The organism is Microseira sp. BLCC-F43, from assembly GCF_041929235.1.
Classification (GTDB): Bacteria; Cyanobacteriota; Cyanobacteriia; order Cyanobacteriales; family Aerosakkonemataceae; genus Microseira.
The window spans coordinates 1-12,032 of the sequence record NZ_JBHFNP010000319.1 but is presented as its reverse complement, the minus strand read 5'-3'; the positions used below and the strand labels follow the sequence as shown (position 1 = coordinate 12,032).

9 protein-coding genes and 1 rRNA gene are annotated in these 12,032 nt (G+C 47.4%); 6 read left to right on the top strand and 4 right to left on the bottom strand.

The genetic code is table 11. From position 1 onward, the window contains the following. Positions 1-144: ribosomal RNA gene (locus ACE1CM_RS42835) — 16S ribosomal RNA — on the bottom strand; the annotation flags it as partial. Between the two features lie 306 nt (positions 145-450). Here ACE1CM_RS42835 and nadC point away from each other — a divergent pair. Both nadC and argS read left to right on the top strand, forming a co-directional pair. Further along, positions 451-1,329 (top strand): carboxylating nicotinate-nucleotide diphosphorylase, encoded by an 879-nt coding sequence (nadC, locus tag ACE1CM_RS42830; RefSeq protein ID WP_374885444.1) that lies wholly within the window; start codon positions 451-453, stop codon positions 1,327-1,329. Positions 1,330-1,364: 35 nt separating this feature from the next. Continuing rightward, on the top strand, positions 1,365-3,122 hold the full coding sequence (gene argS, locus ACE1CM_RS42825) for an arginine--tRNA ligase (RefSeq protein WP_374885443.1): 1,758 nt from the start codon (positions 1,365-1,367) through the stop codon (positions 3,120-3,122). Positions 3,123-3,190: 68 nt separating this feature from the next. Here argS and def read toward each other — a convergent pair whose 3' ends face one another. Continuing rightward, complete coding sequence (def, locus tag ACE1CM_RS42820) at positions 3,191-3,736, bottom strand: peptide deformylase (protein ID WP_374885442.1); 546 nt, start codon at positions 3,734-3,736, stop codon at positions 3,191-3,193. A gap of 117 nt (positions 3,737-3,853) precedes the next feature. Then, positions 3,854-5,074: an HhoA/HhoB/HtrA family serine endopeptidase gene (locus ACE1CM_RS42815; RefSeq protein WP_374885440.1), complete on the bottom strand. Its 1,221-nt coding sequence runs from the start codon at positions 5,072-5,074 to the stop codon at positions 3,854-3,856. Positions 5,075-5,734: 660 nt separating this feature from the next. On the opposite strand from ACE1CM_RS42815, the gene ACE1CM_RS42810 reads away from it, so the two are divergent. Next, the gene (locus ACE1CM_RS42810; protein WP_374885438.1) at positions 5,735-6,160 is read left to right on the top strand and encodes a hypothetical protein; all 426 of its coding nucleotides are present in this window, start codon (positions 5,735-5,737) and stop codon (positions 6,158-6,160) included. A gap of 127 nt (positions 6,161-6,287) precedes the next feature. Here the strand turns inward: ACE1CM_RS42810 and ACE1CM_RS42805 are convergent, their stop codons facing one another. Beyond that, entirely contained in the window at positions 6,288-8,951 is a 2,664-nt protein-coding gene (locus tag ACE1CM_RS42805; RefSeq protein WP_374885437.1) for a DUF3536 domain-containing protein, read from the bottom strand. Positions 8,952-9,418: 467 nt separating this feature from the next. Between ACE1CM_RS42805 and cax the strand changes: the two genes are divergently transcribed. The 3 genes from cax to ACE1CM_RS42790 all read left to right on the top strand — a co-directional run bounded on the left by cax (position 9,419) and on the right by ACE1CM_RS42790 (position 11,844). Further along, entirely contained in the window at positions 9,419-10,540 is a 1,122-nt protein-coding gene (gene cax, locus ACE1CM_RS42800) for a calcium/proton exchanger (protein WP_374885435.1), read from the top strand. A 416-nt stretch (positions 10,541-10,956) separates the two neighbouring features. After that, positions 10,957-11,190: a peptidoglycan-binding protein gene (locus tag ACE1CM_RS42795; RefSeq protein WP_374885433.1), complete on the top strand. Its 234-nt coding sequence runs from the start codon at positions 10,957-10,959 to the stop codon at positions 11,188-11,190. 405 nt (positions 11,191-11,595) lie between these two features. Beyond that, complete coding sequence (locus ACE1CM_RS42790) at positions 11,596-11,844, top strand: peptidoglycan-binding protein (RefSeq protein WP_374885432.1); 249 nt, start codon at positions 11,596-11,598, stop codon at positions 11,842-11,844. The last annotated feature ends 188 nt before the right edge of the window (positions 11,845-12,032 follow it).

Here is a 12,032-nt window from a genome sequence, read left to right as displayed (position 1 = left end):
TCCCTCTGTTGTCCCGAACCTGAAGCTAGATTCTCACGTGTTACTCACCCGTCCGCCACTAGGGTATTTCTACCCCCGTTCGACTTGCATGTGTTAAGCAGACCGCCAGCGTTCATCCTGAGCCAGGATCAAACTCTCCGTATTAAAACCAGAATTAGTTTGTTTTGGCTGCCGGTGTCAAAAGACCCCGGTTTTTTTAATTTGTTTTTCTACGAGGCTTGTTTGGTTTTTGCTTTCAAACTATGCTTTTTTCATGGTTCGTTGCGCTTCTTGAGCGTCTCGCTTTCGCTTGGCTTTCTCTCGACCGCTTTACTAATCTAACAAGTCTATTAGGGTCTGTCAACCCCTTTGGGAAAATTTTTAAAAAAAGGCTGGAAGTCGCTTGTGACAAGGAATATGGGGTAGATTAGTCGTGGAAGAATAGAAAAACTCGCAAAAAAAGTTTTAGCTGTGACTGCGATCGCAAATCTACCCCCGGATATAGTGCTGCATCCCCTGCTACAGAGTTGGTTGATAGAAGATATCGGCAGGGGCGATCGCACCACTCAATCCCTCTTCACCAACGGCGTCGGCGTCGGACAAGCCGAGCTAATAGCCAAAGAACTTGGTATCGTTGCTGGGTTACCCATCGCCGCACGGGTATTCCAGCTTTTGAATCACCAGGTTAGCTTTGTCTCGCAGGTGGCTGAAGGACAGCCGTGTCAGAAAGGAGATGTAGTTGCTCGCCTTGAGGGGCGTTTAGATGCTTTACTGATGGGCGAACGGGTTGCTTTAAACTTGTTGATGCGGCTGAGTGGGATTGCCACCCTCACCCGTCAATATGTAGAGAAAATTGCAGATTTACCCGTGCAACTGGTGGATACTCGCAAAACAACCCCAGGGCTAAGATTGCTAGAAAAGTACGCGACTCAAGTGGGAGGGGCGGTGAATCACCGGATGGGGCTGGATGATGCGGTGATGATTAAGGATAACCATATTGAGGCGGCGGGAGGAATTGGCAATGCGATCGCTCGCATCCGAGGCAACATCCCCTATCCCCTCACGATTGAAGTCGAAACCGAAACCCTAGAGCAAGTACAAGCAGCCCTAAAACACGGTGCTGATATCATCATGTTGGATAACATGCCCCTCGATTTGATGCGCCAAGCCGTGCAGACGATTCGCGCAACCAATAAGCGCATCAAAATTGAAGCATCGGGCAACATTACCTTGGAAACGATTCGCGCCGTAGCCGAAACTGGCGTAGACTACATTTCCAGCAGCGCCCCGATTACTCGCTCAACTTGGCTAGATTTGAGCATGAACATAGATGTTAGTACGATGGAATAGAGCAGTACCCTGCTTGATTCTGCCGCCAAACCCCAATGAACCCTACTCTCGAAAAACTCAAAAATCAATTTGAACTAGCTCTAGTCGCAGCCTTTGGCTCTGACTATTCTGGGGTAGATCCCATGTTGGTGTCTGCTAGTAACCCCAAATTTGGCGATTATCAGTCGAATGCAGCTTTGTCCCTGGCTAAGCAGTTAGGAAAACCGCCTCGCGCCATCGCTGAAACCATCATCCAGCATCTAGATGTCTCGGATATCTGCGACACACCCTCTGTAGCAGGGCCAGGTTTTATCAATTTCACCATAAAACCGGCATACCTGGAAGCGCAGCTAAATGCTATTCAAACAGATTCTCGCTTGGGAATCCCACTGGCGAAAAATCCCAAACGGGTAGTTGTCGATTTTTCCAGCCCCAATATTGCTAAGGAAATGCACGTCGGACACCTGCGTTCGACTATTATTGGAGATTGCATTGCCCGAATTTTAGAATTTCAAGGTGAAGATGTCCTGCGGTTGAATCATGTAGGCGATTGGGGAACTCAATTCGGCATGTTAATTGCTTACTTGAGAGAAGTTTGCCCGGAAGCTTTGACAACTGCTAATGCTTTGGATTTGGGCGATTTAGTGACTTTTTATAAAAAGGCTAAACAGCGGTTTGATGCAGATGAAGCATTTCAAGAAATTGCCAGACAAGAAGTCGTTAAGCTGCAAGCAGGGGCAGAAGATTCTCGGCGGGCGTGGCAGTTGCTGTGCGAACAATCTAGACGAGAGTTTCAAGTTATTTATAACTGTCTCGATATACATCTAACAGAACGGGGTGAATCGTTTTATAATCCTTTGTTGCCAGCAGTTGTAGAAGACCTAGAAAAAGCGGGTTTGTTGGTAGAAGATGCAGGGGCTAAATGCGTTTTTCTGGAAGGATTTACTAACAAAGATGGTCAGCCTCTACCCTTAATTGTACAAAAGTCGGATGGGGGATACAATTACGCTACAACCGACCTAGCGGCGCTGCGCTACCGGATTCAACAGGATAATGCTGAGCGAATTATATATGTTACCGATGCTGGTCAAGCAAACCACTTTGCTGGAGTATTACAGGTAGCAAGAAAGGCTGGGTGGATTCCTGATAACGTGGAGATAGATCACGTTCCTTTTGGCTTGGTCTTGGGAGAAGATGGGAAAAAGCTGAAAACCCGCTCTGGGGAAACGGTGCGACTTAAAGATTTGCTCGATGAAGCGATCGCACACGCCCGTGCCGACCTCGAAGCTAGACTGAAAGAAGAAGGTCGTGAGGAATCTGAAGACTTCATTGCTAATGTTGCCAAAGTAATTGGTATCAGCGCTGTCAAATATGCCGATCTTAGCCAAAACCGCAACAGCAATTACATCTTCAGCTACGACAAAATGCTAGCCCTTCAAGGCAATACTGCACCTTATTTGCTTTATGCCTATGTGCGAATTCAAGGAATTAGTCGCAAAGGTAATATTGATTTCGATAATTTGGGAACAGATGCCAAAATTCTGTTGCAGGAAGAAGCTGAGTTGGTGTTAGCCAAGCATTTATTGCAGCTGGGTGAGGTTGTTAGTAAAGTTGAGCAAGATTTGCTCCCCAATCGCCTTTGCGAATATTTGTACGAACTGAGCAAGAAGTTCAATCAGTTTTTTGAACAATGTCCTGTCCTTTGGTCAGAAGAACCTGTGCGGACATCTCGATTAATGTTGTGCGATTTAACGGATCAAACGCTAAAACTAGGATTATCATTGCTCGGAATCCAAGTACTTGATAGGATGTAAAAATTGAAGCATTTATTCGCGGTCTTCGCGTCTTTGCGGTTTTTTAACAAACCACAAAGACACGAAGGTCACAAAGTTTTGTTTTGCTGTTGTACAATTCGCTGTTGATACTCTTGCTCAGTCATCAATTCTTGCGTGCTTTCAACCCGATCTATAAATACGATTCCGTCTAAGTGGTCGTATTCGTGTTGAAAGATTCTGGCGACAAAATCTGTCAATTCTTGCCGATGCAGCTTGCCATCGCGACTGGTATATTCGACTTCAATTGCTTGATATCTGGGCACTAATCCTCGAATCCCTGGAACGCTGAGACAGCCTTCCCAACCTTTCACAACCTCTGTAGAATGACCAATAATTCGAGGATTAATCATCGCCGTCGGTTCCATTGTTGGGGCGTTGGGATACCTGGGATTTGGACGCGATGCGACGATAAATAAGCGATAAGATTCAGCAACTTGAGGGGAAGCAATTCCCACGCCGTTTGCTTTGGCGACGGTTGCAATTAATTCATCTATCAATGTTTGAATGCACTCATCGGCAAGATTGTCAATGGGTTTAGCTTGCTGGCGTAGGATGGGATTGCCTAATTGAATGATTTCTAGGATTTCAGACATAGGTAGATTAGGTTGTGAAATGCGTTCGCGCAGCGTGCCGGAGGCATATCGCTTAACTTAACCCTATCAGTACTTACGCAGTGGTTGCGGTGCGTTAGCGAAGCGTAACGCACCCTACTAACGACTTTGGCGGGCAGGAAGCGCACCAAGCTCGACTTCGCCCTGCTGAAGTTGTCCATCGCGTTGGAATTCGATCGGCAAGCGATCGCCTACTTTACGCTTTTCAATCGCTTGCTGAAGTTTATCAGTTGTCGTGACAGCTTGATTATCCAGTTTTTGAATTACATCTCCAGGCTTAATTCCAGCCTTATCAGCAGGAGAATCACGCGCCACCCTTAAAACTAACACTCCCCGATCCGCCGCTACAATTAATCTGCCATCAGTAGCATTTTTGATTCTTTCTTTAACTTCAGGCGAGAGCGTCACCATTTGAATGCCTAAAAAAGGATGTTGAACTCTGCCTGTCGCAATCAACTGTTGAGCAATCTGTTGGGCGCGATTAATCGGTATGGCAAATCCTAAACCTTGCGCGCCGCCAATAATCGCCGTATTAATACCAATTACCTCACCGCGACCATTTAATAAAGGGCCGCCAGAGTTACCGGGATTAATTGCCGCATCGGTTTGAATAAAACCAATCCGCTTATCGGGTGCGCCGACTTGGGAACTCGTTCTATCTGTAGCGCTGATTACACCTACGGTTACAGTTTTATCTAAACCCAGAGGACTGCCGATAGCGATCGCCCATTCTCCCACTTGTAGCCCATCGGAATTCCCCAGAGCAACCGTTGGCAACTTACTCGCTGGAATCTTAACAACTGCGATATCCGTCACGGGGTCATCGCCTAAAACTTTACCTTCAAATTCGCGCCCATCGCGCAGCGTCACCAATACCCGATCGGCACCACCCACGACGTGAGCATTGGTCAAAATCTGACCGGCAGCATTAATAATAAAGCCCGATCCTGTTCCCCGCACTGTCCTTTCAGGTGGCGGCGCATCTGGAGAACCAAAAAATCTGCGGTAAAACGGATCGCTAAAACCTTCTGGAACTCGGCTTCTTACCGTTTTTGCTGCATCGATTCTTACCACAGCAGGCCCCACCTTGTCCACCACGGCGACCACAAAGTTAGAAGGCGTCGCGGGGATAGCAGCAACCGGAGGACTGTTATTATTAGCTGCACTGACTGAATTGCTAGGCGCTTCGGGTGTGGACTCTGGAACCGAAGTTGATTTAGGAGGCGTCGAACAACCACCCAACAAGGCGACGCCTGCTGTCACCAGTAGCAGTAAGTGACCGATAACTGGTTTTTTCCCACAGAGCTTGCGCGATCGCATAATCTTGCCGACTCTAGTTTCTATACTTCTATCTTAATCTGGGGGCAAAGGAGAGCGATAAAACTCACTTTGGCAGACAGGACTTACGCAAACACCAAAGTTTCTCCGAAAAATCGTTGGTTTGGCAAGGAGAGATTGACGCAGAAACAAAGGCGATCAGATCGTAGTGCGTAAGTCCTGGTAGATTTTGTGACGTTAGGGTTGCGGCAAAATCTGCACAACTTCTGGGTTGTTCTACAAAGGGGAGTTAATTTCAGCCAAACTCCACAACGAAAGTATCTCCGATATCCCGATTAATTAAGTCGCTTTTTCAAGGCTTCAAAGATTCTTCATCCTGCCATCTGCATCAGCCACGATCTATCAATTATTACCCAAAACTTATTTGAATTAAAATTAACTGCCAGCGGGAGCGCGCGCTAACAAATTATATGATGTCCGCCTAATTACCCTTAATAAAAATATCAGAGCGTAACCGTGTCACCGTGTCACCGCGTCATTCCTAACTATTGCTATTTAACCGGACATGATATTACTTGATGACTCAGCGTTCGCGAAGCGGAAGGGAGGCATATCGTGCTGGCAAAAACATACTAAAGTAGTAAAGAAAATTCAACTTTACCCTGTCGAGGTTAACAACGGTCAGATATGAAACCCAAAATAATGACAACTATAGCACTTATTGCCAGCATCAGTGCAGCTACTCCTACTATCGTTTTCTCCCAACCTAACAAACGTCCCAACAGCTTCACACCGGGGTTTTGGCAACCCCAAGCACAAGTTGACCCCAACCGTCCAATTACGGTTATTCTTTTAAATCAAGCAGATATTCCGGTCAGCTATAGTCTGACTCCGGCACCGGAAAGTGTCTTGCCTCCTGGCGGCACCGCCAATATCAGCGTCAGTAATATTAGCCGCATCTCTGATATTGCCAATATAAATATTTACGCCCGCGATGAATTGGTATACGATTACAATGCAAACCCTACGGATAACCAAGTCTTTGTCCGCATCCGCCGCGCTGGGAGATTAGCTAGAGCGGATAAGTCTGTCTATATTGATGAACAAGGACGGGTTTATTCTTTTTAGAGATTGGTAATAGGTAATGGGTAATAGGTAATAGGTAATTGGTTGTTTTTTCTGCCAATTACCTATTACCAGAAACCCGGTTTCTTTGTAGATGTCTCGTTTTTACCAGAAACCGGGTTTCTTGGCTTTAAACCAATTGATTCAACCAAGCATCGATATCAACGGCTAACTTTTGAGCCAACCGCAGTAACGGACGCATTTGCAGTAAATCTACGCGGCAGGATACGTCGCCTTGAGCGGGTGACCAATTTAACCCAGCCTGGAGATACTGAGGCATAATTTGGTGGTTGAGGCAACTGTAGTAGATCTCCTGAGCGCGGTCAAGAGATAATCCCAGGTTTAGCTTTTGTCCTACTTCGATCGTGCGCTCGATGCGTTGCACGTCGGATTCCAAGGTAGCAGGATTCGAGTCGTGCAGCAGATGCCAAAGCGATCGCAAGATCATCCGCTCTAAAGTTTTCTTTGCTTCGGGGATATTGAGTTGACAGCGGAACAGTTTTGCTTCTTGGGCGATCCCTTCTAATTCTGTCAGTTGAATCCAACCTTTTTCACTTCCACCATCGATCTCGCTCATATCCCGCTCGAGCGATCGCGCTGCCTCTAGTGCCCGATGACACAATGCCATTTCTGCCGCTACTTGCAACTCTGGCGGTACTGGCAATTCATCCCGGTAAAACGCCATCAAAACTGCATAGTTATCTCGGTACACCTGAGTATAAAGTTGATCCAACCGCTTCAGGGTTTCCCGACTCAACAGCCGCATGATCCGATGCCGTTCTTCGGCAAACAAGTTTTGCAAGCTATAGGGGTGCGTTGCCCCACCATCTGCATCTTTAAACAGCCGGTGCATTGCCAAAATCGTGTGTGCCGCCCCGGCGTGCTTGATCGCCTCAAATAGCTCGTGTTTCAATTCGCTGTAGGCGCGACGCCCTGCAAACGGTTGAATGCAACAGTGGAAATCCCATCCCCCTAAGTGCAGCACGGCAAAAACTACATGTTCGCTTTCCCAGGTAATTTCCGATACCAGCTGCAATTGACCTACCGCCAAGCTCAGCGGCCCCATGCTTTGCAGTTGGTAATCGATTTGCTGTGCGGTATAACAATATACTCGATGTTCTGTAGGATAGGCGGTGAAAAGGGAAGAAATCGCGTAGTGGGCGGCGACTTGCTTTAAGCTTACCTGGGCGGATAAGACCAATTCCCGGTATACTTCAGCACCGTTCTTGTATTGGTCAACGTTGGTGGGTGCAAAACTCAACTGGCGGATAAACTCTTTTTCCAACTGTACCCCAGCCACTTCCCCAGCCAATTCGATGGCGCGGGCGGCATAGCGGAGAATTTGCACGCCTTCGGGACGCGAGAGTTCTTCAAAAAACCAACCGCAACTGGTAAACATCAGCAAGCTGTGGCGCTGCATTTCCAATACGCGCAGGGCGTCGATCTCTGCTGCGTGGGTGAGTTTTTGGATGCAGTGGCGTTGGAGGAAACTTTCGACATTAGCTTTTGAGCGATCGCGTATCACCCCAATATATTCATCCCGCGCTTGCCACGGATCGCGGAATATATTGCTCCCGACTTGTTCGTACACTTCAATTAAGCGATCGCGCAGCCAATTAAGTGAATCGCGCAAAGGACGCCGCCATTTTTGATGCCAGCCGTTCTGCGCGCCGCAGCCGCAATCATCTTGCCAGCGCCCGACGCCGTGGCCGCAACTCCAAGCGGTTACCGGCTTGAGTTCGACTTCCCAAGTCGGGGGAAACATGCTGAGGTAATGGGCATAATTGGTTACAGACCAACCGCGCTGGGGAAATTCTTGAGTAAACGCATAGGCGAGACAGCGTTCTTTTTCCCGTTTGTGGTGACCGAAAGTTTCCCCATCAGTTGCGACGGCGATCAGTTGACTGGTGCGCCCGCCTTGAATCGCGCCGCCAATTCGCCCTGCTAGGTGATGGGTACTGTTGAGGACATCGCCGAAGCCGAGATCCCGCGAGATCGGCCCATCGTAGAAGAAGATATCGATATAGTCTTTTGTGCGTTCGCCCCTCGGCAAGAAACAGCGATAGGGGCGCGTCGGATCGATCTGGGATCCGCCAATTTCGATCCAGTGGGGTGCAGGCTGTTCTTTACTAGCAATGGGACGACAGCGCAACGCTTGGGAAGGTGCCAGAACAATAAAGCGGATGTTCTCTGCAATTAAAGCTTCTAAAGTGGGATAGTCTACCGCTGTTTCCGCCAGCCACATGCCTTCCGGATCGCGCCCGAAGCGGGAGCGGAAATCTGCCTTAGCCCAGCGAATTTGGGTGTATTTATCGCGTTCGTTGGCAAGGGGCAGGATGATGTGATTGTATACTTGCGCGATCGCATTCCCATGCCCGGAAAACCGCATGGCGCTTTTCCGGTCCGCTTCCAGAATCCGCTGATAAACCTCCACATCATACCGTTCCAGCCACGACATCAGCGTCGGGCCGATATTAAAGCTCATGTACTCGTAATTATTTACAATGCCCACGAGTTGGCCTTTTTCGTTCAAAATCCTGGCAAACGCATTCGGGCGATAGCATTCGTGATGAATGCGCTCGTTCCAATCGTGGAAAGGCGTCGCACTCGGCTGGCGCTCGATCGCATCCAAGTAGGGATTCTCGCGCGGCGGCTGGTAAAAATGACCGTGGACAGTCACGAAAACGCCCGTTTTTGCAACGGACTCAGTTTTCGGATTTGTAACGGGCGTTAACGGAGCAACACTTCCTAATTCTTCAGTTAAGGAAGCTGGCACATTACCGTAAGCATTCATAGTCTAGCGTCCAATTTGAAACAATAAAAACAATCAAAAACCGCCTGGCGCTGGCTCAAAAGCCTTCAAGGCCGCACAATTATCGCTGGGAATCAAAACCTTTCAATTGCTCTCAGACTCCTGTAGAGATTACAACGCACCCGCGCCCCTATAACCAAGCCGAGATCTGAATGCATTTACCAGCAAAAATAATGACTTGGCATTATTGTCAATTTAATCACGATTTTGATAGAAACCAAGATATTTTTAACGGTATTTAATAGTTTTTACCGAAAACTTAGCAAATAAAGACAATTTGTAAAAATTTCGTAAATGCGGTTGACAAGCTCTGGGGCGTTTGTAGTAAGGAATGCAGGTCATAATTCACCGAAGGCACTCTTTGCCGCTGCGTACTCCTTACTACTGACAACTGACCGCTAACCACTGACAATAGACAATGAATTTGAACAAACGACAACAGACATTGAATGCTGACCAAAGAAAATATCTTCTTAGTGCTTTTGCTGTTCATCCCCATATCCCTTGCAGCTGAGTTCTTGCATTGGGGGCCGCTGGTAGTATTTATTACCTCCGCGATGGCTATCCTGCCTTTAGCGGCTTGGATGGGTACTGCTACCGAAGAAATCGCCGTCGTCCTCGGTCCGTCCCTGGGCGGGCTTTTAAACGCTACCTTTGGCAACGCCACCGAATTGATTATCGGCTTAGTTGCACTCAACGCCGGATTAATCGATGTTGTGAAAGCAAGCATCACGGGTTCGATTATCGGCAACTTGCTTTTGGTGATGGGACTTGCCATGCTTTTGGGAGGACTGCGGTACAAAGAGCAGGAATTTCAGCCAATTGTCGCCCGCGTCAATGCTTCGGCGATGAACTTGGCTGTCATTGCCCTTTTGCTACCGACAGCGATGAATTACACCTCCTCTGGGATTGGTGAAGTCACGCTTCAGCGTCTTAGCGATGGGGTGGCGATTGTTTTAATCCTGGTGTACTCGCTAACGCTGCTGTTTTCGATGAAAACCCACACCTATCTTTACGATGTGGGGATAGCAGAAATGGAACCCGAAGAGTTAGCCGAAGCGAATCTCGCCCCCGATCAACCCCCGCAACACGAGGTTAATTTGTGGTTGTGGGTAGGCGTGTTATTTGCATCCACCATCATGGTAGCCGTCGAGTCGGAAATGCTCGTTGGTACTCTAGAAGAAGCTACAGCCCGTTTGGGGTTAACCGCTTTGTTTACTGGGGTTATCGTCGTTCCCATTGTGGGTAATGCGGCGGAACACGCTACAGCCGTTACGGTGGCGATGAAAAATAAGATGGATCTGTCGGTTTCCGTAGCAGTAGGATCGAGCTTGCAAATTGCTTTGTTTGTCGCTCCCGTTCTGGTTCTAGCAGGTTGGCTGTTGGGAAAACCAATGGATTTAGACTTCAACCCGTTTGAAGTGGTGGCTGTAACTGTATCCGTGTTAATTGCTAATTCGATTAGTTCCGATGGGCGCTCAAATTGGCTAGAGGGTACGCTGCTGTTAGCAGCTTATACAGTTTTGGGATTAGCGTTCTACTTCCATCCAGTGATTGATGGGATTGGCTAAGCTCGCAGCTTGAAAAAAAAAGTCAACTGAAACCCGGTTTCTCTCTACCCAGAAACCCGGTTTCTAGGATAGTCGCGCCTAAGTCCTCAACTGAAACCGGGTTTCTAGAGCTAGAAATCCGGTTTTTTTACCAAGCTAACCTTAACATTTATTTATGTACAAACCTGGAAAAAAGTGCGATACTTGAGTTGAGGGTAAGCGACCCTCGTTTTAAAAGATATCTATTCCATTCCCTACCAAACTGTACAGGCTGTATAGATAAGAAACAAATAGGATGTAAACAGAATAGGTTGGAATAGACCAAGCCCTTAAGGACTTAAATTAAAGTTGAGTCAGGAGTAGTTTCTACCGTTCAGGAGTGGCTTCTACCGTGAGTCTCCTATGAACTTTTGAAACACATTTTGAGAGGATTTACTATGACTGAAGCAACAGCAACCATTGGTCTGCCAATGCTGCAAAAAGGTAGCGCAGGCGATGCCGTCCGAATTTTACAGCGGCTGTTGACTTTTCAAGGCTTTCCTACAACAGTAGACGGGCAATTTGGGCCGAAGACAGAAGCCCAAGTGAAAGCTTTCCAAAAAGCCCGTAAATTGAAAGAAGATGGCATTGTCGGGCCGAAGACTTGGCGTGAATTGAGCGAATTGTCGTAAGACGTTGGTGTGAGATCTCAAACTCAAGAAACCGGGTTTGTCAACAAAAGAAACCCGGTTTCTTAGAGAAACCGGGTTTCTGGTTTCTGCATAGAGATGAAAAGTGAGAGCGATTGTGCGATCGCAGACCCTACCCTCAGCACGGGAAATCGTTAGCAGAACGCGATCGCTTGTTGTTTCGTCGCTTTCTACAAATCAATAGACCGTTATCAAGGCCAAGTGTAGGAACCTATTTACATTTGAACAATTTTTTTTGGCAACCGTTTCACCCGTTTGAGGTATTTTTGCCAAAAATAAACCTGAAAAAGCTTGGGGTGCAAAAGTACCCTACTGGGTACTGCGGAACAGAGACAAACAGAATTACCTTTGAAATGTAGAGACAAACACCACCTGGAGGCATTAAAAATGCAATCAGTCGATCAAGTCCAAGCAACTCGTTCTTTACCAACTCTGCGTCTCGGTAGCAAAGGCGATGATGTCAAATACCTGCAAGGTCTACTGAACTATCATGACTACACTGTAACCGTTGACGGTATCTTTGGGAAGAAAAACGAAGCCGCTGTCAAACAATTCCAGAAAAGCCGTGGTTTGAAGGTCGATGGAATTGTTGGACAGAAGACTTGGAACGAATTGCTCGCCGAATCTGGGTGCTAATTAAGTTATCATCAACCATTTGCAATTCTTGTCAACCACGCATTAAATTTTGGAGAAATTAACCATGCAAGCTAACATCGAACCCGCCGCCACTGGTATCAACATGCCCGTTCTCAAACAAGGTGATTCTGGTGAAGCCGTCCGCTTCCTAGAACAGCTGCTGATCTGTTATGGCTACCCTAATTCAT